The following is a 24,746-nucleotide window of genomic DNA, read 5'->3' on the forward strand; positions in this document are numbered from 1 at the left end:
CCTCTTCCCTCCGGGGAGAGAGGGAACCCCCCGCGCCCTTCGCCCCCTCCCCTGCCTGGCAGGGGAGGGTTGGGGTGGGGTGCTTCGCGCTGCTGCTCGCGCTGCTGGCTGTCCCCGCCCACGCCGACAAGATCCGCGACCTCGCCTCGGTCGGCGGCGTGCGCGCCAACCAGCTGATCGGCTATGGCCTGGTGGTGGGCCTGGACGGTTCCGGCGACCAGACCACGCAGGCGCCGTTCACCACGCAGAGCCTGGAGAACATGCTGCAGCAGTTCGGCATCAATGTGCCGGCCAACGTGCGCCCGCAGCTGAAGAACGCTGCCGCGGTGACGATCACCGCCGAGCTGCCGCCATTCGCCAAACCGGGCCAGACCATCGACGTCACCGTGGCCTCGATCGGCAATGCCAAGAGCATCCGTGGCGGCGAGCTGCTGATGTCGCCGCTGCGCGGCGCCGACGGCAACGTCTACGCGGTGGCGCAGGGCAGCGTGGTAGTGGGTGGCATCAGCGCGCAGGGCAAGAGCGGCTCCAGCGTGCAGAAGAACATCTCAGCCAGCGGGCGTATTCCGAACGGCGCCACGGTGGAGCGCAGCGTGGCGTCCGCGTTCGCCGCCAGCGACCAGCTGCGGCTGAACCTCAATACGCCGGACTTCACCACCGTCTCGCGCATCGTCGGCACGATCAACCGCACCTACGGCGCGGACACCGCCCGCGCGGTGGACGGCGGCACGGTGGAGGTGCGCGTGCCGCAGGACCCGACCCAGAAGGTGGCGTGGCTGGGCACGATCCAGGATCTCGACGTGACCCCTGGCGCGCCGCCCGCGCGCGTGGTGGTGAACTCGCGCACCGGCACCGTGGTGATCGGCTCGGACGTGCGCGTCACCGCGGCGGCGGTAGCGCACGGCGCGATCCAGGTCACCATCGGCGAGCAGCCGCTGGTCAGCCAACCGGCACCGTTCGGCAACGGCCAGACCGCGGTGGTGCCGTCCAGCAGCGTGCAGGTCAGTGAGGAAGGCGGGCACATGTTCAAGTTCGGTCCGGGCGTGAGCCTGGACGCCATCGTGCGCGCGGTGAACCAGGTCGGCGCCTCGCCCAGCGACCTGATCTCCATACTGCAGGCGTTGAAGCAGGCCGGCGCGTTGCACGCGGATCTTGTGGTCATCTAGCGGGCCATCGATGTGACCGACGCCGCGCTGTCCGCCAACGCCTCGCTGAGCACCTGGACCGACCTGTCCGGGTTCGGCCAGTTGCGTGCGCAGGCCCAGCGCGATGGCAAGGCGGCGCTGCCCGCGGTGGCGCAGCAGTTCGAGGCGCTGTTCACCCAGATGATGCTGAAGTCCATGCGCGCCGCCAGCGACAGTTTCGGCGACGCGCTGGGCGACAGCGATGCGGGCAAGGCCTACCGCGACCTGTTTGACCAGCAGCTCTCGGTGAATCTGGCGCAGGGCGGCAAGGGACTGGGCATCGCGCAGATGCTCCTGCGTCAGCTGGGCGGCGCCATCGTGTCGCCGGCGGTCGGCGCCGCCGGTGACCTCGACGGCATCGGCGATCCCGCCCGCTTGCCGGCCACGCCCGACCAGTTCCAGCGCCGCCTCGCCAACGTGGTGGAGGCGGGGCGCGAGGTCGGCCGCAGCGCGATGAAGTGGCTGCCGCAGGACGCGCAGGAATTCGTGCACGCGCTGGCGCCGCATGCCGAGGCCGCGGCGCGTGCGCTGGGCGTGTCGGTGCGCAGCGTGCTGGCGCAGGCTGCGCTGGAAACGCAGTGGGGCCGGCATATGCCGCACAACGCCGACGGCTCCACCAGCTTCAACCTGTTCGGCATCAAGGCCGGCGGCAGCTGGGACGGGCGCAAGGTCAGCGTGCCCACGCTGGAGTACGAGGACGGCGTGGCGGTGCGCCGGCGCGCGCAGTTCCGCGCCTACGATTCGCCGGCGCAGTCGTTCAGCGACTACGCCAACCTTATCGCCTCCAATCCGCGCTATGCCGCCGTGCGCGGACACGGTGACGACGTGCGCGGCTTCGCCCGCGCGCTGATGCGCGGCGGCTACGCCAGCGATCCGTCCTATGCCGACAAGATCAGCGCCATCGCCGCGAGCCCGCAGATGCGTGCCGCGCTCGCGGCGCTCAAGAATCCGGCCGCGATGCCGAACGAATAAGCGACACCAGGAACCCTGATCCATGTCCAGCCTGCTCAACATTGGTGTTTCCGGCCTCAATGCCGCCCAGCTCGGCCTCAAGGTCAGCGGCAACAACATCGCCAACGCCGATACCGATGGCTACAGCCGCCAGAACATCGCGCAGGTGGACCGGGCGGGCCAGAACAACGGCCGCTACACCATGGGCGCCGGCGTGGACGTGATCGCGGTGCAACGCGCCTACAGCCAGTACCTCACGCAGACGCTGTGGAGCAGCAACACCGCGCTGCAGGGCGCCCGCACCACCAACGAACTCGCCACCACACTGAACGGCCTGCTGAAGAACGGCGGCAACCTGCAGTCGGCGCTGGACAGCTTCTACGGCGGCTTCAACGCGGTGGCCAACGCCCCGAACGACCAGTCCGCGCGCCAGGCGCTGCTGGGCAACGCATCGGCGTTGACGATGGCCTTCAACACCCTGGGCCAGCAGTTGGACCAACAGCGCGCGCAGATCAACACGCAGATCGCCGATGCCGTCGGCAGCGTCAACTCGCTGGTCAAGCAGATCGCCGCGCTCAACACCAGCATCAGCCAGGGCGGCAACGTCCAGCCGAACGCCTTGCTCGACCAGCGCGACGACCTGGTCAAGCAACTGGCTGGCGTCACCGGCATCTCGGTCGCAGCCCAGCCCGACGGCACGCTGAGCGTCTACAGCACGTCCGGCCAGGCGCTGGTCAGCGGCAGCTATGCCTACGGCTTCCAGGTCGGCAGCAATACCTACGACGCCGGCAGCACCACGGTGCTCGACGCCAGCGGCCACGACATCGGCGCGCGCCTGTCCGGCGGCACGCTGGGGGCGTTGCTGTCGTATCGACGCAACACGCTGGACCCCGCACAGAACCAGTTGGGCCGCGCCGCGCTGGCGCTGGCGCAGAGCGTCAACGCACAGCAGGCCAGGGGCCTGGATCTGAACGGCAACCAGGGCGGCCCGTTGTTCAGCGTGCCCGCCCCGGCCGTGGTGGGCGCAGGCGGCAACCAGGGCAGCGCCACGGTGGGCGCCAGCGTGGGCGACCTCGGTGTGCTTACCAATGACGACTACGTGCTCACGTATACCGGCAGCAATACCGCGCCATCGGTCAACGGCTGGGCGCTGGCCACCACCGGCGGGCGCGCGGTGGCGATGGCGGCGAACGCCGACGGAACACTGTCGGCCGAAGGCCTCGGCTTCACCGTCTCCGCCGGCGCCCAGGTCGGCGACAGTTTCCAGATCCGGCCCAGCCGCAACGCGGCCAGCGGCCTCGCACTGGCCACCGGCGATCCTTCCGCCATCGCGGCGGCAGCGGCGCTGAAAGGCACGGCCGCCGGCAGCAACACCGGTGGCGTTACGGTGGGCTCGGTGAGCGTGCGCGACAGCAGCGACGCGAACCTGTTCGCCGGCGCCACGGTGAGCTTCGGCGCGAACGGCAGCTATACCGTCACCGATGCCGCCGGCAACAGCAGCATCGGCACCTACACGGCCGGCACGCCGATCCAGTTCGACGGCTGGAGTCTCGACCTCAAGGGCGCGCCGGCCAGCGGCGACAGTTTCAGCATTGGCATCAACAGCGGCGGCCTGAACGACAACGGCAATGCGCTGGACCTCGCCGGGCTCGCCGATGCCGGCGTGCTCGACGGCGGCCGCACCTCGGCGTTGCGCGCCTATGCGGACCTGACCAACCAGATCGGCCTGGCCGGCAGCATGGCGGCCAACGAGCTCACCACCCGGACCGGCCTGTACAACCAGGCGGCCAGCGCCCAGCAGAGCGTGGCCGGCGTGAACCTGGACGAGGAGGCGGCCAGCCTCATCAAGTACCAGCAGGCCTACCAGGCCTCGGCGCAGGTGATCTCCACCGCGCAGACGCTGTTCACCAGCCTGATCTCCGCCATGCGCGGCTAAGTGGGAGTACATCCATGATCCGCCTCTCCACCAGCTGGATGTACCAGCAGTCGCTGACCACCATGCTCAACCAGCAGGGCGTGCTCAGCGCCACGCAGAACCAGGTGAGCAGCGGCCAGCGCATCAACCTGGCCTCGGACGATCCGGCCGGTGCCGCCCAGGTGGTCTCGCTGAACCATGTCCTGGCCAGCACGGCGCAGTACTCCGCCAACATCGGCGCCGCCAACGCGCGGCTCTCCACCGAGAGCAGCGCGCTCGATTCCTTCAACGCGCTGCTCGACCAGGCGCGCTCGATGGCGGTGCAAGGCATCAACGGCACGCTGTCGGCCTCCGACCGCCAGGACATGGCCACCCAGCTCGTGCAGATCCGCGCGCAGCTGGTGCAGCTGGCCAACAGCACGGACGCCAGCGGCAACGCGCTGTTCGCCGGCACCAGCACCACCACCACGCCTTTCGTGCTCAACGGCGACGGCTCGGTGAGCTACGCCGGCAACGGCGGCAACCAAATGACCGCGATCGGCAGCGGCCTGCGCATCGCGAACAGCGACGCGGGCGCTGGCCTGTTCATGGACATCCCGGCCGGCAACGGCTCGTTCGTCGCCAGCGCGGCGGCCGGCAACGGCGGCACCCTGCTGGTGGGCGCCACCAGCGTCACCGACAGCAGCGCCTGGAAGGCCGCGACAGCCGCCGGCCCGGTGAACTACCAGATCAGCTTCGACGACGCCGGCAACTGGACCGCCACCGACGCCGGCAGCGGCGACGCCGTTGCCGGCGGCAGCTACCGGGATGGCGGCAGCATCAGCTTCAACGGCATGACGATCGCCCTCAGCGGCACGCCCGCCGCCGGCGACACGGTGAACGTGGGTTCCGGCCGCACCCAGGACGTGTTCGCCACGCTGACCCACATGATAGCCGCGCTGGGCGACAGCAGCCTCGACGACACGCAGCTCAACAACGCGATGAGCCGGCAGATGGAATCGATCGATCGGGCGCAGGACCGTATCTCCAGCACCCAGACCGACGTGGGCGGTCGCCTGAACCGGCTCGCCCTGCAGCAGAGCACCTACAGCGACCTTACCTTGACCTATCGATCCACCCTCTCCGACGTGCAGGACGTCGACATGGCCAGCGCCATCAGCCAGCTGATGCTGCAATCCACTGCCCTGCAGGCATCGCAGCAGACATTCGCGAAAGTGCAGGGGATGAGCCTGTTCGATTACCTGAAGTAGTCGGCCCGGCGATCCGGGGCGGTCTCCGGGCGCCAACGGCCGTCGGGCGGCGGCGCAAATCTCGAATGGACGTCCATACGCCGCGCATACGCGGCGGCGTTCCAGCACCTCGCCGGAACGCAAAGACGCGTTTCCGGCCCATTGCCGGAGTACGGCCGGATGACGATGGGCCATCGCCGCGGATGGCTTCGCGCACGATGCGCGCCAGCACGAAGAAAGTTCGCTGGTCCGGCTCAAGAAACCTCCGCCGGCGCCGAAAAGCTTCCCGAGGCGGTTGGCACTCCGGTCGAGGAGCACCGCCGGAGCAAACATCCGACAGCTTCAAGACCGCTCATTAGGAGACACCCCATGGCACTGGTCATCAACACCAACGTTTCTTCGTTGAACACGCAGAACAACCTGTCGAAGTCGCAGAGCGCGCTGGCCCAGGCCACGCAGCGCCTGTCCTCCGGACTGAAGATCAACAGCGCAGCCGACAACGCCGCGGGCTTCGCGATCTCGCAGCGCTACACCACCCAGATCGGCGGCCTGGCCCAGGCCAGTGCGAACGCCTCGGACGCGATCAACCTCGCGCAAACCGCCGGTTCGGCGCTGGACCAGGTGACCGCGAACCTGCAGGCGATCCGCGACCTGGCCGCGCAGTCGGCCAACGGCACCTACAGCGACGACGACCGCAAGACCATCGACAACGAAGTGCAGCAGCGCCTGCAGGAAGTGACCCGCATCGCGAACCAGACCACGTTCAACGGCAAGAAGGTGCTGAACGGCTCGCTGCAGTCGCAGAGCTTCCAGATCGGCGCGAACGTGGGCCAGACGGTGAGCGTGGCGCTGGCGCAGGGCGTGAAGGCCAGCGACCTGGGCCAGGTGGCCGAGGTCAAGAGCGGCGACATCAGCGCGATCTTCGGTGCCGGCGCCGGCAGCCTGGCGACCAAGGGTTCTGTCGCAGCGGGCAATGTCACCGGCCTTGCCTCGGGCGTGAAGTTCACGATCGGGGGCGCCTCGGTCGACATCGCCAGCGCGACGGACCTGACCGACCTGGCAGGCAAGATCAACGCGGACGCCAACTTCAGCGCGAACTACGTCGCCAGCGTGAATGGCACCGGCATCCAGATCGATGCCAAGACTGCCGGCGCCGACACCATGCAGGTGAGCGGGCTCACCGGCATCACGTTCGGCGCCGCCACCGCCGGCACCGCCGCAGGGGCGGGCACGGCCGTCGACCTGAAGACCGAGGGCCTGAAGATCAACGGCAAGGACGTCACCTTCACCGGCAACGAGAAGAACCTGCAGGACGTGTCCGACGCGATCAATGCGGCCGGCATCGACGGCGTCAGCGCCGCGGTGAGCGCCGACGGCAAGGGCATCAACTTCTACTCCAGCAGCGCGCTGAAGATCGAAGACACCGGTGGCAACGTCATCAGCGCCGCCGCCACGGACGGTAACAAGCCCGGTACCGCCTACAACGCGGGCGACACGGTGGCTACTGGCGGCAATCTTTCCACCGGCTCGGTGGGCACGGTGGACGGCGCCAACGACCTGATTTCGCGCATCGACGTGGCGCTGAAGTCGGTGGCCGACTTCGCCGCCCAACTGGGCGCGGTGCAGAACCGCTTCCAGTCGACGATCTCCACACTGAGCTCGCAGTCGACCAACCTGAAGGCCTCGCAGTCGACCATCCAGGACGCGGACTTCGCGGCCGAGACGGCGGCGCTGAGCAAGGCGCAGGTGCTGCAGCAGGCGGGCATCTCGGTGCTGGCGCAGGCCAACTCAAACCCGCAGCAGGTGCTCAAGCTTCTGCAGTGACGGCGCGGCAAGCCCGTCGCGGCCTGCGGCGGGTTTGCGTCCTCTTCCGACGGCGGCACCCGCAAGGGTGTCGCCGTCGTAGTTTGCAGGGGCCGTGCGGAATGGAGGATCGCGGCGCGTTCGCACGCACGTGCACCGGTGGCCCTCAAGTTGGCGCGCGAACGGCCGATCCAGTCAGGGTCGGGGCCTGCTGGCGCCGGCAGCTGGAACAGGGGATCCCGCCGGCATGGCCGTAACGGTCATGCCGGCCGGGATTTTCGGGCGGCCACGAGCGGTTGGCGCGGCTCTTGCCTGTCATCCACCGTTCCGCCGATGGCGGAGTTTCGTATCCACAGGACACGGCGCCATGACATCGATTTCCGGCCTGGGCACGGGCAGCACCACAGCCACGCAGCAAACGACATCAGGCAGCAGCCAAGGCATATCCGGCGGCGCCCTGCTCAGTTCGGCCGGCATCGGGTCCGGCCTGAAAGTCGACGACATCGTCGCCGCGCTGGTCAACGCCAAGCAGGCCGGCCCGGCGCAGCAGATCAGCGGCCAGACCACCCAGTTGCAGGCGCAGGAGGCCGGCCTCACCGCGCTGAACGGTGCGCTGGCCTCGCTGCAGTCGGCGCTGGGCAAGCTCACCGCCACCGGCACCTTCAGCAGCTACGCGGCCACGCTGTCGAACTCCGCCGTCGGCACCGCCAGCACGCTGCCCAATGCGCAGCCGGGCAGCTACACGGTGGTGGTGGACCACCTGGCCACCGCGCAGAAGCGCGCCAGCGGCAGCTATGCCGCGGGTGCCGACGTCGGCGGCGGAACTTTGACGATAGGCGTCGGCGCCGCGTCGATGGACGTCAAGGTTTCGGACGCCGGCTCGATCAGCGACCTCGCCGCGGCGATCAATGCCGGCAAGGACAATCCCGGCGTGCAGGCCACCGTGGTCCACGGCGCCAACGGCAGCCAGTTGCTGCTGACCTCCACCAGGACCGGGGTGGCCAACGCCTTCACCGTCAGTGCGAGTGCCGACAGCAGCGACGGTCTCGCGGCGCTGGCGCAGGCGCTGGACACGGCGGGCGCCAGCGAGGCGAGCGACGCCAGCCTGAGCATCGACGGCATTGCCGTGAGCAGCGCCAGCAATGCGGTGAGCGGCGCGCTGAACGGCGTGACCCTCAACCTGGCCACCACCGGCACCACCACCTTGACGGTGAGCCGCGACAACAGCGCGGCGCAAAGCGCGGTGGCGGGATTCGTCAGCGCGTACAACAGCTACGTGTCAACGGTGGGCACGCTGAGCAGCTACGACCAGAGCACCCGGCAGGCCGGGGTGCTGCTCGGCGACACCACGCTGATGTCGGTGCAGCGGCAGATCAACAGCGTGCTCAGCGGCAAGGTGACGGGCAACGCGATCGGCTCGCTGGCGGCGCTGGGCATCAAGCGCGGCGCCGACGGCACGCTGACGCTTGACAGCGGCAAGCTCGACAGTGCGCTCAACGGCAATCCGGGTGCGGTGCAGGACCTGTTCGCAGGCGGCAACGGTTACGCCACCAAGCTCAACAGCGCGCTGAACGGCTTCACCGGCAGCGGCGGCATCATCGCCACGCGCATCGCCAGCATCGAGAAGCGGCTGGGCGGCCTGGGCCAGCAATCGGCGGCGCTCACCGCGCGCATGAACGTGTACGCGGCCCAGCTGCGCCAGCAGTACACCGCGCTGGACACGCTGATGTCCTCGCTCAACAACACCAGCAGCTATCTCACCGGCGCGCTCAAGCAGCTGGAAGCCACCTACACCGGTTCAAACAAGTGACGAGGCTTCTGCCATGACCTACGGCCACATGCGCAACGCCAGCGCGATGTACCAGCAGACCCGCGCGCAAGGCAGCGTCGAGGGCGCCGACCCGCATCAGCTCACCGCGATGCTGCTGGATGGCGCGATCGAGCGCATCGCCCAGACGCGCGCCCACATCCGCCACCGCGACGTGGCGGCCAAGGGTGCCGCCATTTCCAGGGCCGTCGCCATCGTCGGCGAACTGCGCGCCAGCCTGGACCACGAGGCCGGCAGCACGCTGGCCGGGCGGCTGGACGCGCTCTACGACTACCTCACCCGCCGGCTGCTGGTCGCGCAACTGGACGACGACGACGCGGCGCTGGCCGAGTGCGCCGGCCTGCTGGGACAGGTGCGCGATGGCTGGAGCGGCATCCGCGAAGCCTACCTCGCCGGCCGCGGCGCGGGCGCCGCGTGAGCGCGGGACACGCCGCGTTGGAACGCGCGCTCGCGGTCAGCGACTCGATGCTGGCGGCCGCGCGCGATGGCCGCTGGGACAACCTGCCCGCGCTGGACGCCGAGCGCCAGCCGTTGCTGCATGCCGGCCACCCGCGCGACGGGCGCAGCCGCGAGCTGCTGCAGCAGTTGCTGGCGTGCAACCAGGAAATGCTGGACCTGACCGCGCGCGTGCGCGCCGAAGTCGCCGACGCCCTGAGCCGCCACGGCTACGCACGCCATGCCCTGCGCGCCTACGTCGACCTCGCCGGGTGAGTCGCGGCACCGCCCCGTCGTGCCCGATCCACCACGACTCGGCGCGCGTCGTGCCGCGGTACAACTACCTGCGGGCTGCGGCTGATCGCCGGGACCGCCACGGGGAGCCGACATGAGCACCAGCAGCTGGGAGGAATTCGAACAACGCCTGGGCAGCGAGGAACGCCTGCTGGCCGACAGCCGGCCGCTGGCGTGGCCGCCGCCGCCGGAACTGCTGCAGCAACTGGCCGAGCGCAACGCGAACACGCTGGCGACGCTGGCCGCACTGGAGGAGCGTCGCGCCGATCCCGGCGACGACGACAACCCGCTGATGCAGGAAATACTGCGCATGGATGCCAAGCTCACCGCGCTGGTGGAGATCGTGAACCACCTGCTGGCGCCGGACGACACGCTGCTGCCGCGCCACTGCCTGCGATTCAATGCGGTGGGCGCCTTGCTGCCGGCCGCGCTGGTGCCGCCGGGTGGCGAAGGTCTGTTGTTGCGCCTGCGCTTCGACGCCTGCCGCAGCCTGCCGCTGGAACTGGCGGGGCGCGTGGTGCGCCAGCTCGACGATGGCCGCAGCTTCGTGGAATTCGCGATGCCCCATGAGGCGACGGGTGACGCGATTGAACGTCTCGTGTTTCGCCATCACCGACGCAAAGTGGCAGGTGCGCGCCAGCAGGCCGGGTGAACCGCGAATGCGGTCAGGATTCACGTGTGATATCGATCACACTTCAAGAGGTTCCCCGGAGAAAATTTTCGACGCCTGTCACAGTGCCGGCGCGGTTCGTCGCGATCCTGGCATCTTGCAAAAATCTTCAGCTTCATGTGCTTGCGGCAAACTCTTGCGAACGCTGCCGACGCACGGCCCCCGGCCTGCGACATTCTGCTGTCACATCGAGCGTCAAAGTTGGCCTCCTTGTTGCTGTCTGTTCATCAGGCCGGCGCCGGAAAGTCGGCACTGACGAGCGACGCACCCCGCTGGAAGCGGAGCCGCGGCGACGAGTGAGCAGGAGAAGGGGTTGTGCAAAAGTTCGATTTCCTCATTGTCGAGTCCGACGCGACTCGAGCGGAGGCCGTGGCATCCGCGCTTCACTTCATGGGCTATCGCCCGCAGCACGCGGCCGAGTGTGGCTCCGTCGACGAGTCCACCCACGCCTGGCAAGCCGTCTACGTAGGCAACGTCGAGAGCGAGGCTGCGGCCGAACGCCAGCTGTCCCTGCTCGGTGACGCGGTGCGTCAGGTGCCGATGCTGGTGGCGGCCGACGCGCCGCTGGCCGCGCGCTGCGCGATGATGGCCTCGTCGTCTGCCGCGCACATGGCGGCGCTGGAGTTTCCGCTGCGCTACGAGCAGGTGGCCGAGGCGCTGCGCAGCGTCCAGGCGCGCTTGGCCGGCGGGCAATCCGGCGCGTTGCGCTTCGTGGGCCAGTCGGCGCCGATGCTGCGCGTCAACGCGCTGATCCGCCAGGTGGCGCCGTTCGATTCCACCGTGCTGGTGCTGGGCGAGTCGGGCACCGGCAAGGAGATGGTGGCGCGCGCCGTCCACGAACATTCGCCCCGCCGCGGCCGGCCGTTCGTGGCGATCAACTGCGGCGCGATCCCGGCCGAGCTGCTGGAAAGCGAGCTGTTCGGCCACGAGAAGGGCGCCTTCACCGGCGCGATCAGCGCGCGCAAGGGCCGCTTCGAACTGGCCGAGGGCGGCACGCTGTTCCTCGACGAGATCGGCGACATGAGCCTGGCGATGCAGGTGAAGCTGCTGCGCGTGCTGCAGGAGCGCGTATACGAGCGCGTGGGCGGCAGCAGGAGCCAGCGCTGCGACGTGCGCGTCATCGCCGCCACCCATCGCAACCTGGAGCAGGCCATTGGCGAGGGCAGGTTCCGCGAGGACCTGTATTACCGCCTCTCCGTGTTCCCGCTGGAACTGCCGGCGCTGCGCGAGCGGCTGGAGGACCTGCCGGTGCTGATCGAGGAGTTCAACCAGCGCCTGGCGCGCCGTGGCCTCGACGTGGCGCGCTTCAGCGCCGGCGCGATGCACGCGCTGCGCGGACACGCGTGGCCCGGCAACGTGCGCGAGCTGGCCAACCTGGTCGAGCGCATGGCCATCCTGTGCCCGCACGGCGAGGTTCGCACCGGCGACCTGCCGTCGAAATACCGCCATGCGCCCGCTGGCGAGGAAGTGCAGGGTGCAGCCCTGCTGGCGCTGATGGAAGAGCAGCCGGCCATCGGCATGGTCGGCGTGCAGCCGGTGGACGAGGCGTTGCGCCTGCTGCCGGAGGACGGCCTCGACCTGAAGGATCACCTCGCCGACATCGAGGTGGGGCTGATCCGCCAGGCGCTGGATGCCACCGGCGGCGTGGTGGCGCATGCCGCACGCCTGCTGCGCATGCAGCGCACCACGCTGGTGGAGAAGCTGCGCAAGTACGGTCTGCAGGCCAACAACGGTCTGGCGGCCTGAAACGCGGACCGCCGCGCGTCGCTCCCTGCGCGTGGCATGCCTCGTGCATTCACCTTGCGGAATCCCGTCGCGTGACGGGATTCCGTCTCCCTACACCGACACGGACCACTCGGCATGAGCACGATCGACGTCAACAACCTGCTTGCCCAGATGCGCCAGATGACGGCGCCGGCGCGCATGCCGGAAACCGCGGTGCAGGCGCCGGTCGGCGGCGGGGCCAAAGACTTCTCCACGCTGTTCCGGCAGTCCATCGCTGCGGTGGGCAACAGCCAGATGGAGGCGGGGCAGATGGCCGCGGCCTTCGAGCGCGGCGACCCCGGTGCCGACCTCGGCCGCACCATGATCGCGGTGCAGAAGGCCGACCTCTCGTTGCGTACGACGGTGGCGGTGCAGAACAAGCTGGTCGATGCGTACAAGGACATCATGAACATGTCGGTCTGACGCCGACGCCCCGATCACCGAACAGCCCCGACCGACGAGCAGCAGCATGGCCGAGAACGCCATCGCGACGACCGACAACAGCAGCGGCGCGCGCCTGGATTCCCTCAAGCAGATCATCCGCAACCCGGCGGCGCGCCAGCTCGCGCTGCTGGTGGCGGTGGCCGCGGCAGTGGCGCTGGGCGTGGCGGTGGTGCTGTGGTCGCGCGGCCCGAACTACGGCCTGCTCTACGGGGGGCTGGAGCAGAAGGACGCCGCCGCGATCGTGCAGGAACTGCAGGCCGCCAACACCGCGTACAAGCTCGGCGGCGACGGCAGCTCGATCATGGTCCCGGCTGCCGACCTTGCCGCGCTGCGCCTGCGGCTGGCGGCCAAGGGCCTGCCCCAGGGCGGCGCCGCGATCAACGCGCAGGCCGCCGGCGACTCGCCGTTCGGCATGAGCGACCTCGCCGAGCGCACGCGCTACCAACAGATGCTGGAGAACGACCTCGGCGCCACCATCGCCTCGCTGCAGTCGGTGCGTGGCGCGCGCGTGCACCTGGCGATGCCCAAGCCCTCGGCCTTCATCCGCGACAGCCATGGAGCCAGCGCCTCGGTGCTGCTCACGCTGTACCAGGGCCGGCAGCTCGACGCGGGGCAGGTGGCGGCGATCGTGCACCTGGTGGCGTCCAGCGTGCCGGGGCTGGACCCAGGCCAGGTGTCGGTGGTCGATCAGCAAGGCCGCCTGCTGACCGGCACGGCAGACCCGTCCGGCGAAGCGGGCGACACCCGCCTGCGCCTGGCCACGCGCATCGAGAACACCTACGCGCAGCGCATCGAGGAACTGCTGACGCCGCTGGTCGGCTCCGGAAGAGTGCGCGCGCAAGTCAACGCGGACCTGGATTTCAGCCAGACCGAGAAGGCCAGCGAGACCTATGGCCACGAACATCCGGCGCTGCGCAGCGAGCAGGTCAGCAGCGAGCAGCGCAGCAGCGGCGCTGCCGGCGGCGGCGTGCCGGGTGCACTCAGCAACCAGCCGCCGCCCACTGTGGCGCAACCCACCGCCGCCACACCGAACACGGGTGCCGCCGCCGCGCCCGGCACCATGACGTCGACGGCGACGGCCAGCCGCGATGGCGAGAGCTCCAGCAACGGCACGCGCAACTACGAGCTGGACCGCACCATCAGCCATGTCAGCGATCCGGCAGGCAGGCTGGCCAGGCTCACCGTGGCGGTGGTGGTGGATGACAAGCTGGCCGCTGCCGCGGCTGCCGCCGCCGGCGGCGCCAAGAGCGAACCCAGGAGCGTGCCGTTCACGCCGCAGGAACTGCAGCACCTTACCGACCTGGTGAAGAACGCAGTGGGTTTCGATGCCGCCCGCGGTGACAGCGTCAGCGTGATCAACCAGGCATTCCACCGCAGTCCCACGCCGGAGACGGAACCCTCGACGCCGTTGTGGGAACGGCCCGGTGCGCTGGACCTGATCAAGCAGGGGCTGGGCGTGCTGATCGCACTGCTGGTGGCGTTCGGCCTGCTGCGCCCGTTGCTCAAGGGGCTGCTGCGCGGCGCGCCGGCGAAGGGAAGCCTGCCGGAGCCACTGCCGACGATGTCCGTGCGGGTGGACGACGACGAATCTTCGGAGGGCGCCCATCCGCCCCGCATCGACGGGGTGCCGATGCTGGCCTACGAGCAGCGCATCGGCCAGGCACGTCGCATGGTGGGCGAAAACTCCAAGCAGGTGGCTCAGGTGGTGAGGAACTGGGTGAACGACGATGGCAACTAACCGTTCCGATGCGCCGGTCAGCGGCGCGCAGCGCGCCGCGATCCTGCTGCTGACGCTGGGCGAGCAGGACGCGGCCGAGGTGCTCAAGCATCTGAGCGCGCGCGACGTGCAGGCGGTAGGCACCGCCATGGCGGGACTCTCCAGCGTCTCGCGCGAACAGGTCGCCCAGGTACTGGACCGGCTGGACGAGGACATGGGCCGGCAGACCTCGCTGGGCGTGGGCACCGAGGAATACATCCGCAAGATCCTCACCAACGCGCTGGGCGAAACCAAGGCCGGCGGCCTGATCGACCGCATCCTGCTCGGTCGCAGCTCCAAGGGGCTGGAGTCGCTGAAGTGGATGGAGAGCCGGGCGATCGCCGAGATGATCAACCAGGAGCACCCGCAGATCATCGCGCTGGTGCTGGCGCATCTTGAGCCGGACCAGGCGGCCGAGGTGATCGGCTACCTGCCGCAGCGCGTGCGCTCCGACGCGGTGATGCGCATCGCCACGCTGGACGGCGTGCAGCCGCACGCACTGAACGAGCTGGACGAGATCATGGAGCGCCAGTTCAACGGCAGCACCAAGAAGCTGAAATCCGCCAACGTGGGCGGGCTGAAGGCGGCCGCCGACATCCTCAACGCGATGGACAGCAGCCGCGAGGCCGAGCTGATGACCGCGATCCGCAGCCAGGACGAGGCGCTGGGCGGGCGCATCGAGGACTTGATGTTCGTGTTCGAGGATCTCGCCGAGATCGACGATCGCAGCATGCAGACCCTGTTGCGCGAAGTGCCGTCCGGCATCCTGATCACCGCGCTGAAGGGCGCCGAGCCCTCGGTGCGCGAAAGGATCTTCGCGAACATGTCCAAGCGCGCCGCCGACATGATGCGCGACGACCTGGAGGTGAAGGGTCCGGTGCGCCTCAGCGAGGTCGACACGGCGCAGAAGGAAGTGCTGGCCGTGGCCAGGAAGCTCGCTGACGCCGGCCAGCTCAGCCTGGGCGGCGGCGGGGACGAATACGTGTGATGGCGGCCGCGATCCACGACGTCGCGATGGACTTCCGGCGCTGGGAACTGCCGCAGGTCGGCGCTGCGCCGGCCCCGGCAGCGACCACCAATGCAGCGTCGGCGCAGCCCACCGTGCGCGAACTGGAGCAACTGGAACAGCAGGTCCGCGACGAAGGCCGCGCCGCCGGCCTCGCCGAAGGGCGGGCCGCGGCGGCGCTGGAATTGCGCGAGCGCATGGCCCAGCTCGATGCCGTATGCGAGGCTGCGGCGCGTCCGCTGCAGGCGTTCGATGAGCAGGTCGCGCTTGAACTCGCGCGTCTCGCGATGGTGGTGGCCGGCCGGGTGGTCGCGCGCGAGCTGCAGCTGGCGCCCGAACTCGTGGTCCGCGCCGTGTGCGAGGCGGCCGAGGCGTTGCCGGCAGCGACGCGCGAATTGCGCGTACATCTGCACCCGCAGGATCTGGCCTTGCTGCAGGAACTGGATGCCGCCGAACGCCACTGGCAACTGCTGGCCGACCCCGCGCTTGCGCGCGGCGACTGCCGGCTGGAAAGCGAACACTCGCGGCTGGACGCGCGTGTGGAAACGCGCCTCGCGGCGGTGGTCGATGCCGTGCTCGGCGAGTTCGCCGGCCCGGGCAGCGACGAAGCATGAACGCCGACACCCAGGCCGACGCCGATCCCGCCATGCGGCGCGCGCGCTGGCAACGGCAGTTCGCGCGGCAGGCCGCGCGAGCGGCGAGCGCACGCACGCTCGCGGTGGAAGGCCGCCTGCGCCGCGTGGTGGGGCTTACCCTGGAAGCCGAAGGCTGTGAGGCCGCGCTGGGTGCGCGCTGCCTGGTCGACACCGCCGACGGCGTCAGGCTGGAAACCGAGGTGGTGGGCTTCGCCGACGAGCGCCTGTTGCTGATGCCGGTGGGAGACGTGCATGGCGTGCTGCCCAACGCGCGGGTACGCCCCTGCGCGCGCAGCGGTGGCCTGCCGGTGGGAATGCATCTGCTGGGTCGGGTGATCGGTGCCGACGGCGTGCCGCTGGATGGCCTTGGCGCGCTCGATGCCGACGAGCATGCAGCGCTCAAGAACGAACCGATCAATCCGATGGCGCGCAAGCCCATCGACACGCCGCTGGATGTGGGCGTGCGTGCGATCAACGCACTGCTCACCGTGGGTCGCGGCCAGCGCCTGGGCCTGTTCGCCGGTTCCGGCGTGGGCAAGTCCACCTTGCTCGGCATGATGACCCGCTACACCAACGCCGACGTGGTGGTGGTGGGCCTGATCGGCGAGCGCGGCCGCGAAGTGAAGGAGTTCGTCGAACATACGCTGGGCGAGGAAGGCCGCCGGCGCGCGGTGATCGTGGCCGCGCCTGCGGACGCGCCGCCGCTCAAGCGACTGCGCGGCGCGCAGTACGCCACCGCGATTGCCGAGTGGTTCCGCGACCGCGGCCAGCGCGTGCTGCTGCTGATGGATTCGCTGACCCGCTACGCCCAGGCGCAACGCGAGATCGCGCTGGCGATCGGCGAGCCTCCGGCCACCAAGGGCTATCCGCCGTCCGTGTTCGCGCTGCTACCGGCGCTGGTCGAGCGCGCCGGCAACGACGCCGAGGGGCGCGGCTCGATCACCGCGTTCTACACCGTGCTCACCGAGGGCGACGACTATCGCCACGACCCGATCGCGGACGCCGCCCGGGCGATCCTCGATGGCCACATCGTGCTGTCGCGCGATCTCGCCGAGGCCGGCCATTACCCGGCGATCGACATCGAGGCCTCGATCAGCCGCGTGATGCCCCAGGTGACGGCGCGCGAGCACCTGCAGGCGGCGCGGTGTTTCCGCCGCGTCTATTCCGCCTACCGCCAGCAGCGCGACCTGATCGCGGTGGGCGCCTACCAGAAAGGCTCGGACCCGCAGGTGGACCTCGCAATCGAACTGTGGCCGCAACTGCGCGGTTTCCTGCAGCAGGAAGTGGATGAGCCGATGACGTTGGAGGCCGCCGTCGGGCGGCTGGGTCAGCTCGCCGAACTGGTGACCCAGTGAACGCGCGTTCCGCACGCCTGCAGCCGGCGGTGGAACAAGCCCACCAGAAGGCCGAGGACGCACTGGCGAGTCTGGCCGCGCAGCAGCAGCAGCTGGCGAAGGCCGAACACCAGCTCGGCGAGCTGCAGCGCTATCGTGCCGAGTACGCCGCCGCGGGCGCCGGGGCGGTGAGCGTCGCCGCGTTGCTCAACCGCCAGCAGTTCGTCGCGCGCATCGACCAGGCGATCGCCCAGCAGGCCACCGAGATCGATCGGCAGCGCCGCCGCATGGAGCAGATGCACGGCCACTGGATGCAGGCCCACGCGCGCGAAAGCGCGCTGGACAGCGTGGTCGCGCAACACCGGGAACTCGAACGCCGCGCCGAAGAACGGCGCGAACAGGCCGAGATCGACGAACGCATGCAGCACCGGCGGCCGCGCTGAAGCGCAACGCTGCGATACGGCGCCGCCTGCCGGCAAAGGAGTCCCCCCCATGTCACCACCTGCCGCACTTCCCCCGCTGCCCGCCGCCACCGGCGGCTGCGCCGCGCCATCCGCAGCGAATGCCCCGTGCGGCGACATGGCGCCAGGCCCGTTCGACCGGCACTTGCAAGCGGCCATGGGCGCCCCGGGCGACGCCGCAGCGGCGGATACGCGCGGGCCGGCAGATCCCACCACCGCCGATGCCGCAACGAAATCCGCGCCGGAGTCGAACATGCCCACGCTCGCCATGTTGCCTGCCGCGTCGTCCGTGAATACCTCGCCCGCGGCGCCGCAAGAGCCGGTGGATGCGACACGGATCGACGTGACCCTGGCTGCGGCCCAGACGGTTGCGCCACCCCAGGCCGAAGCGGGCGAGACCGCGGTCGGCGCTACGCCGGAAACCGCAACCCCCGACGTGGAAGCCGCTGCCACGCTGGCCGGCGCCATGCTCGCCATGCTGGAGCGCGTGACGGGCAACACCCCGGCGGCATCGCCCGCTGCGGACGCCACCGCGATCGCCGCGGATGGCTCGGCATCGGGCCACGCCAAGGCTGCCATGCTGCGGCAAGCCGTGGACGAGCAGACGCTGGCCACTGCCGATGCACCGGTAGCCAGCCCGATCGGCATGCCGGACAGCATGGAAAACCTGCTCGCCCCGATCCATGCAGACGTGCGCAAGGACCGTGGCCTCGATGCGTTGGCGCTGGCGACTGCGCCCGCATCCGCAGCAACGCCGGTTGCCGTTGCTGTGGTGCTGCCCCGCCTGCAGCTGGCGGCGTCGCCAGGGAGCCCGGGCTTCGCCGACGAACTCGGCCAGCAGGTGCTGTGGCTGGGTCGGCAGGACATCCGGGAGGCGAGAATCCGCCTGCACCCGGAGGACCTGGGCTCGCTGGACGTGCACCTCAGCGTGAACCATGAGCGCGTGGATGTGGTGTTCAGCGCGCAGCACCCGGCGGCGGTCACGGCCGTGCAGCAAAGTCTGCCGCAACTCGATCAGCTGCTGGCCCGGCACGGCCTCGCGCTTGGCCATGCCGAGGTGGGGCAGCAAAATCGCGGCGACGAGCGTGCACGCGACCAGGGGCGTGGCGCGGCGGCGGCGACCGGCGAGATCGAAGCGGTCCATACCGCGGACCGAACTGTCGCCATGGGCCGCGTCGGCCTGCTCGACGCGTTCGCCTGAGAACCCGAAAGCCCGGAATCGACGCGGCCGCGCCGCGACCACGGCAGCTGCGCGCGTCGTGCCGTGCGCACGACCGTCAGACGTCGCGACAGGTTTGCGGCACGCGTCAAGAAAGCGCCGCCGACGCGTCGTCTACGCGTGCATGCTGCCGCAAATCCGCTTGCAGCAAGGCACTTTCGTGCATGGCACATGGATTGCATTGGATCGGTGGGCGCGCTGCGGTGCGCAACTCTCAACCGGGTGGATCGAGGATTTCATGGCCAACGAGGAACAGACCGCGGCGGAACCGGCGGCGCGCAAGCGAGGCCGGCCGCTGCTGATCGGTGCGGTGGCGCTGTTGGCGCTGGCCGGCGGCGGCTACGCCTGGCAGGTGCGGCAGGCAGCGCACGTGGCCGCCAAGGCGGCTGCGCCGGACGTCAAGCCTGAGCTGTACCTGCCGATGGACCCGCCCTTCGTGGTGAATTTCCGCGACGAGGAATCGCTGCGCTACCTGCAGGTGGCGGTGACCCTGATGTCGCACGACCCGAAAGCGATCGAGGTGGCGAAATCCGTCGACCCGGCCATCCGCGACGCGCTGGTCTCGCTGTTCAGCAATCAGGAGTACGCGGTGATCAGCGAGGACGCCGGTCGCCGGAAACTGCAGGGGCAGGCACTGGAGACGGTGCGAAAGGTCGTGCAGGCACGGCTGGGCCGGCCCGGCATCGACGCGCTGTACTTCACCAGCTTCGTGATGCAGTGAGATGAGCGACCTGCTTTCCCAGGACGAGATCGACGCGCTGCTGGACGGCGTGACCGACGGTGCGGTGGCGACCGGCGGTGACCAGCCGCTGCCGCGCGACGCGGTGGTTTCGTACGACTTCACCCAGCAGGACCGCATCGTGCGCGGCCGCCTGCCAACGCTGGAAATGGTCAACGACCGCTTCGCGCGCTACTTCCGCAGCGGCGTGTTCAGCGTGCTGCGCAAGACCTGCGAGGTCTCGGTGCTGGGCGTGAAGATGCAGAAGTTCGCCGAGTACGTGCACGGCCTGGTGGTGCCCACCAACCTGAACCTGGTGCGGATCAAGCCGCTGCGCGGCACCGCCCTGGTGGTGTTCGAGCCGCGCCTGGTGTTCAGCGTGATCGACAACTTCTTCGGCGGCGACGGCCGCTACCACGCGCGCATCGAAGGCCGCGACTTCACCGCCACCGAGAACCGCGTGATCCAGATCATGCTGGGCGAGCTGTTCACGGCGATGGTGGAGGCCTGGGCGCCAGTGCTTGGCCTGTCGTTCGAGTACCAGGCCTCGGAGATCAACCCGCAGTTCGCCAACATCGTCAGCCCCACCGAAACGGTGGTGGTGTCGCGCTTCCATGTAGAGCTCGACGGCGGCGGCGGAGAGATCCACCTGACACTGCCCTACGCGATGGTCGAGCCCATCCGCACCCTGCTCGACGCCGGCGTGCAGAGCGACCGCGTCGACCGCGACGATCGCTGGGCCGAGCTGCTGCGCGACGAGGTGCTGGACGCCGAGGTGCCGCTCTGTTCGCAGCTGTTCGAGATCGAACTCACCCTGGGCGAGTTCCTGCATCTGCGGCCCGGCGACGTGCTGCCGGTCCAGCTGCCCGAACTCGCCACCGTCTACGCCGAGGACGTTCCGCTGTTCCGCGGCCGCTACGGCCAGGCCAACGGCCGCAACGCCGTCCGTTTCCACACCCAGGTCGGCCGGCGCGAAGCGCGCACCGGCGGCGATCTGTCCAGCCGGGAAGAAACCGCATGAACCAGTCCACCGAAGCCTTCGCTGGCGATGCCGGCGAACGCGTCCAGTTCGATTCGCTGCGTGGCGGCGGCGCCGCTGCAGCCGCCGAGGTCAACCTCGACATGATCCTGGACGTGCCGGTCACCCTGGCGATGGAGGTCGGGCGTACCCGCATCAGCATCCGCAACCTGCTGCAGCTCAACCAGGGCTCGGTGGTGGAACTGGATCGCGCCGCAGGCGAACCGCTGGACGTGTTCGTCAACGGCACCCTGGTCGCCCACGGTGAGGTGGTGGTGATCAATGAGAAGTTCGGCATCCGCCTGACCGACGTGATCAGCCCCGCCGAGCGCGTGCGCAAGCTGCGATGACCACCGCCATGGATCGGACGTCGGGAACGGGGTGCCGGGTCGTCGCGGCGCTGGCGCTGCCGGCGGCGGACATCGACGTGGGCAGCGAACTGTTGCGCGTGCTGCTCAGCGTGGCCGCGGTGGTGGCGATGATCTTCGTGGCGGGCTGGCTGAGCCGGCGCATGCAGGCGCGCAGAGGGCCGGGCGGCCGGCGTCTCCGCTGCGTGGAGGCGATCGCGGTGGGTGCGCGCGATCGCGTGCTGCTGCTGGACGCCGACGGCAAGCGCTTGCTGGTGGGCGTGGGTCCGGCCGGGCTGCGCACGCTGCATGTCTACGAGGGCGCCGCGCCGGCCGAACCCGCATCGCCGACGCCGCTGCCGGCCGTGCCCAGCATCGTGCAGTTGCTGTCGCGCTGGAAGGCCAGGCCGTGAGCGTGCGCAACCCGTTCGCCGTGCGCTGCTGGCTCGTGCTGGCCCTGTCGCTGCTGCCGCTGTTTGCGGCGGCCGCGCCGCAAACAGCGCGCACCGCGGCCGCGCCGGCCGCGCCGGCGCTGGCCATGCCGGCCAGCCCGCCGGGCCTGGGCAGTGCGGGCATCCCCGTGCTGACCGTGCACGATGCGCCGGGCGGCGCGAAGAACTGGACGCTGTCGCTGCAGATGCTGGCACTGCTCACGGTGCTGACCCTGCTGCCGGCAGTCCTGCTGATGATGACCTCGTTCACCCGCATCATCATCGTGCTGGGCTTCCTGCGCCAGGCGCTGGGCACGCAGTCCACGCCGCCCAACCAGGTGCTGCTGGGGCTGGCGCTGTTCCTCAGCTTGTTCGTGATGTCGCCGGTGCTCAACCGCGCCTACACGGACGGCGTGAAGCCGTACATGGATGGCCAGCTGAGCGCGGAGCAGGCATTGCCCGCGGCCAGCGCGCCGTTCAAGCGCTTCATGCTCGACCAGACCCGCGAGACGGACCTTGCCCTGTTCACCCGGCTGGCCGGCGAGCAGCCCTATGCCGGCAAGGACGACGTGCCGTTCAAGGTGGCGATGCCGGCCTTCCTCACCTCGGAACTGAAGACCGCGTTCCAGATGGGCTTCCTGCTGTTCATCCCGTTCCTGATCATCGACCTGGTGGTGGCCAGCGTGCTGATGTCGATGGGCATGATGATGGTCTCGCCGATGATCATCTCGCTGCCGTTCAAGATCATGCTGTTCGTGCTGGTGGACGGCTGGACGCTGCTGCTGGGAACGCTGGCCGGGAGCTTCTACACATGAGCGCCGTGCCGACGTGCACTCCCTCTCCCCGCCGGGGTGAGGGGCGGGTGCTGGCTGAAGGCTGGCCAGTCTGCAAAGAGCATGCGTGCGCCTGTGGCGGCCGCCGTCTCCCTCCCCTGCGCACAGGGAAGGGTTGGGGTGGGGTGCCGTTGCTTCTGCGCGCCAGGGCGCGCTGCGCCCTGGACGCAGCAGGAGCGCCGCACACAGGGTGCGCTCCTGCGGACGCACGGGAGCGGAAGCTCTCGATCGTTTCTTCAGCGAATCACGACGCAGGTGCCGCTCCATGACCCCCGAATCCATCATGGAAACCGGCCAGCACGCGCTGTACGTGGCGATGCTGGTGGCCGCGCCGCTGCTGCTGACCGCGCTGCTTGTGGGCCTGCTGGTCGGCGTGGTGCAGGCGGCCACGCAGATCAACGAGATGACGCTCAGCTTCATTCCCAAACTGATCGCGATGGCGCTGGTGGCGCTGATCGCGGGGCCATGGATGCTGCGCATGCTGGTGCACTACACGACGCAGTTGATCGAGAGCCTGCCCGGAGCGATCCGGTGATGACGCTGGAAGTGGCCTGGCTGTTGCCGTGGCTGGATCGCTTCCTGTGGGTGTTGGCCCGGGTTGGCGGCCTGTGCCTGGTGGTGCCGGTGTTCGGTGCCACGGTGATTCCGCGGCGAGTGCGGTTGGGCGCGGTGGTGATGCTCACCCTGGTGCTGGCCCCGCTGGCGCCCGCGGCGCCGGACGTGCTCGGCGCCTCGGGCATGCTGGGCCTGGCGGGGCAACTGGTGACCGGCGCGGCGACGGGCTTCGTGCTGAAACTGGTGTTCGATGCGGTGCAGTTCGGCGGTGGCCTGGTGGGGCAGGGCATGAGCCTGGGCTTCGCCGAGGTGGTCGATCCGCAAGCCGGCGGCAGCGCGAACGTGCTGGGCCAGTTCTACCTGGTGCTGGCGACCTTGCTGTTCCTGGCGATGGACGGCCACCTGCGTCTGATCGCATTGCTCGCCGACAGCTTCGCCAGCCTGCCGCCGGGCGGCTCCGCGCCGGGCGGCTCCGCGCTGGGCGCGAACGGGCTGCATGCGGTGCTGGCCTTCGGCGTGCAGCTGTTCGGCGGTGCGGTACGCGTGGCGTTGCCGGCAGTCACCTCGCTGCTGGTGGTGAACATCGGCTTCGCCGCGATCAGCCGCGCGGCGCCGTCGATGAACCTGTTCGCGGTGGGTTTCCCGATCACCGTATCGCTCGGTTTCATCGCCTTGTGGCTCTCCCTGCGCAGCCTGCCCGGTGCGTTCGACGCCTTGCAGGGCGATGCCTGGGACCTGATGCACCACCTGCTGGATGGTTGAGTGGTGAGCGACGACAGCGACCAGGAAAAAACCGAACAGCCGACCGAAAAACGGCTCAAGGAATCGCGCGAGAAAGGCGAGGTCCCGCGCTCGCGCGACCTCAGTGGCGCGGCGGTGGTGCTGGCGGGCGTGGCGGCGCTGATGGCCGACGGCCCGACCTCGTTCGGGCATGCGCGACGGATCTTCGCGTTCGGCCTGGGCTATTCGCGCGAGGCGCTGTTCTCCGACGTGTTGCCGGGGCGAGTGCTGCACGCGGCGTTGCGTGAGGCGCTGGCGCTGTTCGCGCCGGTGGCGCTGGCCACCTTGGTGGCCGCGCTGGCCGCGCCGCTGCTGCTGGGCGGCCTGAACTTCAGCGGCAAGGCGCTGCAGCCGAAATTCGAGCGGCTGGACCCGATCAAGGGGCTGGGTCGCATCTTCGTGCTGCGCGGCTTGGTCGAACTGGGCAAGGCGCTGCTGAAGCTGCTGTTCATCGGCACCGTGCTGGCGCTGTTGCTGCGCCACTGGCAGGGCGCGCTGCAGGCCACCGGACGCGGCACGGTGAGCTCCGGCATCGCGCAGGCGCTGGGCCTGCTGGGGCAAGCCGCGCTGTGGTTCGGCTGCATCCTGGCGCTGCTCGGCGGCCTGGACGCGCTGTATCAGAAGTACGACCACACGAAGAAGCTGCGCATGAGCCGGCAGGAGATCAAGGACGAGATGAAGGAGAGCGAAGGCAGCCCCGAGATCAAGGGCCGCATTCGCCAGGTGCAGATGGCGCAGGCGCGCCGCCGCATGATGGAGGAATTGCCGAAGGCCGACGTGGTGGTGGTCAACCCGACCCACTTCGCGGTGGCGCTGCGCTACGACGAAGGGCGCACCGGCGCGCCACGGGTGATCGCCAAGGGCGTCGACGTGCTGGCGCAGCAGATCCGCCTAGTGGCAGGCAGCCACCGCGTTCCGCTGGTCGAGGCGCCGCCGTTGGCACGCGCCTTGTATGCAAGCACCAGGCTAGGCCAGGAAATCCCCGCCGCGTTGTACGTGGCGGTGGCCCAGGTACTCGTCTACGTCTACCAGCTCAAGCAGGCTGCGGCGCAGGGCGGGACGCCGCCGGCAGCACCGAACCCCGAGGTCGATCCCGACCTGATGGGGCCTTACCGTTGATCGGTCGCGAGTCAAAT

At 69.6% G+C, this 24,746-nt stretch carries 25 protein-coding genes; all 25 read left to right on the top strand.

Annotated features, from left to right (window positions below; genetic code table 11):
• Positions 1 to 74 precede the first annotated feature (74 nt).
• The 25 genes from PCA_RS01540 to flhB all read left to right on the top strand — a co-directional run bounded on the left by PCA_RS01540 (position 75) and on the right by flhB (position 24,729).
• Positions 75 to 1,166, top strand: a complete 1,092-nt coding sequence (locus PCA_RS01540; RefSeq protein ID WP_343204388.1) for a flagellar basal body P-ring protein FlgI — start codon at positions 75 to 77, stop codon at positions 1,164 to 1,166.
• A 12-nt stretch (positions 1,167 to 1,178) separates the two neighbouring features.
• A complete protein-coding gene (gene flgJ, locus PCA_RS01545; RefSeq protein WP_181300380.1) occupies positions 1,179 to 2,156 on the top strand; it encodes a flagellar assembly peptidoglycan hydrolase FlgJ in 978 nt (325 codons plus the stop codon).
• A gap of 22 nt (positions 2,157 to 2,178) precedes the next feature.
• Positions 2,179 to 4,071 (top strand): flagellar hook-associated protein FlgK, encoded by a 1,893-nt coding sequence (gene flgK, locus PCA_RS01550; RefSeq protein WP_181300382.1) that lies wholly within the window; start codon positions 2,179 to 2,181, stop codon positions 4,069 to 4,071.
• Positions 4,072 to 4,085: 14 nt separating this feature from the next.
• A complete protein-coding gene (gene flgL, locus PCA_RS01555) occupies positions 4,086 to 5,300 on the top strand; it encodes a flagellar hook-associated protein FlgL (protein ID WP_219918459.1) in 1,215 nt (404 codons plus the stop codon).
• A gap of 348 nt (positions 5,301 to 5,648) precedes the next feature.
• A complete protein-coding gene (locus tag PCA_RS01560; protein ID WP_181300384.1) occupies positions 5,649 to 7,103 on the top strand; it encodes a flagellin in 1,455 nt (484 codons plus the stop codon).
• Between the two features lie 346 nt (positions 7,104 to 7,449).
• A complete protein-coding gene (gene fliD / locus PCA_RS01565) occupies positions 7,450 to 8,892 on the top strand; it encodes a flagellar filament capping protein FliD (protein ID WP_181300385.1) in 1,443 nt (480 codons plus the stop codon).
• Between the two features lie 13 nt (positions 8,893 to 8,905).
• Positions 8,906 to 9,328 carry a flagellar export chaperone FliS gene (fliS, locus tag PCA_RS01570; RefSeq protein WP_181300387.1) on the top strand — a complete coding sequence of 141 codons (423 nt, stop codon included), beginning with the start codon at positions 8,906 to 8,908 and terminating at the stop codon, positions 9,326 to 9,328.
• Positions 9,325 to 9,621 (top strand): flagellar protein FliT, encoded by a 297-nt coding sequence (locus PCA_RS01575; RefSeq protein WP_181300389.1) that lies wholly within the window; start codon positions 9,325 to 9,327, stop codon positions 9,619 to 9,621. The genes fliS and PCA_RS01575 overlap by 4 nt, the downstream gene beginning before the upstream one ends.
• A gap of 112 nt (positions 9,622 to 9,733) precedes the next feature.
• A complete protein-coding gene (locus PCA_RS01580; RefSeq protein ID WP_181300390.1) occupies positions 9,734 to 10,291 on the top strand; it encodes a PilZ domain-containing protein in 558 nt (185 codons plus the stop codon).
• Positions 10,292 to 10,624: 333 nt separating this feature from the next.
• Positions 10,625 to 12,055 (top strand): sigma-54-dependent Fis family transcriptional regulator, encoded by a 1,431-nt coding sequence (locus PCA_RS01585; RefSeq protein WP_181300392.1) that lies wholly within the window; start codon positions 10,625 to 10,627, stop codon positions 12,053 to 12,055.
• Between the two features lie 114 nt (positions 12,056 to 12,169).
• The gene (fliE, locus tag PCA_RS01590) at positions 12,170 to 12,496 is read left to right on the top strand and encodes a flagellar hook-basal body complex protein FliE (RefSeq protein WP_181300394.1); all 327 of its coding nucleotides are present in this window, start codon (positions 12,170 to 12,172) and stop codon (positions 12,494 to 12,496) included.
• 46 nt (positions 12,497 to 12,542) lie between these two features.
• Complete coding sequence (fliF, locus tag PCA_RS01595; protein ID WP_181300395.1) at positions 12,543 to 14,255, top strand: flagellar basal-body MS-ring/collar protein FliF; 1,713 nt, start codon at positions 12,543 to 12,545, stop codon at positions 14,253 to 14,255.
• Positions 14,245 to 15,261: a flagellar motor switch protein FliG gene (gene fliG, locus PCA_RS01600; protein WP_181300397.1), complete on the top strand. Its 1,017-nt coding sequence runs from the start codon at positions 14,245 to 14,247 to the stop codon at positions 15,259 to 15,261. Before fliF ends, fliG begins: the two co-directional genes overlap by 11 nt.
• On the top strand, positions 15,261 to 15,893 hold the full coding sequence (locus PCA_RS01605; protein WP_181300399.1) for a FliH/SctL family protein: 633 nt from the start codon (positions 15,261 to 15,263) through the stop codon (positions 15,891 to 15,893). The genes fliG and PCA_RS01605 overlap by 1 nt, the downstream gene beginning before the upstream one ends.
• Positions 15,890 to 17,269, top strand: a complete 1,380-nt coding sequence (gene fliI, locus PCA_RS01610) for a flagellar protein export ATPase FliI (protein WP_181300400.1) — start codon at positions 15,890 to 15,892, stop codon at positions 17,267 to 17,269. The genes PCA_RS01605 and fliI overlap by 4 nt, the downstream gene beginning before the upstream one ends.
• Positions 17,266 to 17,691, top strand: coding sequence for a flagellar export protein FliJ (gene fliJ, locus PCA_RS01615; protein WP_181300402.1), 426 nt, complete (start codon positions 17,266 to 17,268; stop codon positions 17,689 to 17,691). The genes fliI and fliJ overlap by 4 nt, the downstream gene beginning before the upstream one ends.
• 49 nt (positions 17,692 to 17,740) lie before the next feature.
• On the top strand, positions 17,741 to 18,910 hold the full coding sequence (locus tag PCA_RS01620; protein ID WP_181300404.1) for a flagellar hook-length control protein FliK: 1,170 nt from the start codon (positions 17,741 to 17,743) through the stop codon (positions 18,908 to 18,910).
• Positions 18,911 to 19,166: 256 nt separating this feature from the next.
• Positions 19,167 to 19,649 (top strand): flagellar basal body-associated FliL family protein, encoded by a 483-nt coding sequence (locus tag PCA_RS01625; RefSeq protein WP_181300406.1) that lies wholly within the window; start codon positions 19,167 to 19,169, stop codon positions 19,647 to 19,649.
• Between the two features lies 1 nt (position 19,650).
• Complete coding sequence (gene fliM, locus PCA_RS01630) at positions 19,651 to 20,667, top strand: flagellar motor switch protein FliM (RefSeq protein ID WP_181300408.1); 1,017 nt, start codon at positions 19,651 to 19,653, stop codon at positions 20,665 to 20,667.
• Positions 20,664 to 21,014 (top strand): flagellar motor switch protein FliN, encoded by a 351-nt coding sequence (fliN, locus tag PCA_RS01635; RefSeq protein WP_181300410.1) that lies wholly within the window; start codon positions 20,664 to 20,666, stop codon positions 21,012 to 21,014. Before fliM ends, fliN begins: the two co-directional genes overlap by 4 nt.
• Positions 21,015 to 21,022: 8 nt before the next feature.
• Positions 21,023 to 21,424, top strand: a complete 402-nt coding sequence (locus PCA_RS01640) for a flagellar biosynthetic protein FliO (protein ID WP_181300412.1) — start codon at positions 21,023 to 21,025, stop codon at positions 21,422 to 21,424.
• A gap of 125 nt (positions 21,425 to 21,549) precedes the next feature.
• On the top strand, positions 21,550 to 22,257 hold the full coding sequence (gene fliP / locus PCA_RS01645) for a flagellar type III secretion system pore protein FliP (RefSeq protein WP_255436603.1): 708 nt from the start codon (positions 21,550 to 21,552) through the stop codon (positions 22,255 to 22,257).
• A 283-nt stretch (positions 22,258 to 22,540) separates the two neighbouring features.
• Complete coding sequence (gene fliQ, locus PCA_RS01650; protein ID WP_181300413.1) at positions 22,541 to 22,810, top strand: flagellar biosynthesis protein FliQ; 270 nt, start codon at positions 22,541 to 22,543, stop codon at positions 22,808 to 22,810.
• Positions 22,810 to 23,592, top strand: coding sequence for a flagellar biosynthetic protein FliR (gene fliR / locus PCA_RS01655; protein WP_219918473.1), 783 nt, complete (start codon positions 22,810 to 22,812; stop codon positions 23,590 to 23,592). The genes fliQ and fliR overlap by 1 nt, the downstream gene beginning before the upstream one ends.
• 3 nt (positions 23,593 to 23,595) lie before the next feature.
• Positions 23,596 to 24,729: a flagellar biosynthesis protein FlhB gene (gene flhB, locus PCA_RS01660; RefSeq protein ID WP_181300415.1), complete on the top strand. Its 1,134-nt coding sequence runs from the start codon at positions 23,596 to 23,598 to the stop codon at positions 24,727 to 24,729.
• The last annotated feature ends 17 nt before the right edge of the window (positions 24,730 to 24,746 follow it).

The sequence above is a fragment of the Rhodanobacter sp. PCA2 genome (assembly GCF_013620825.1).
In the GTDB taxonomy this organism is placed as follows: Bacteria; Pseudomonadota; Gammaproteobacteria; order Xanthomonadales; family Rhodanobacteraceae; genus Rhodanobacter_A.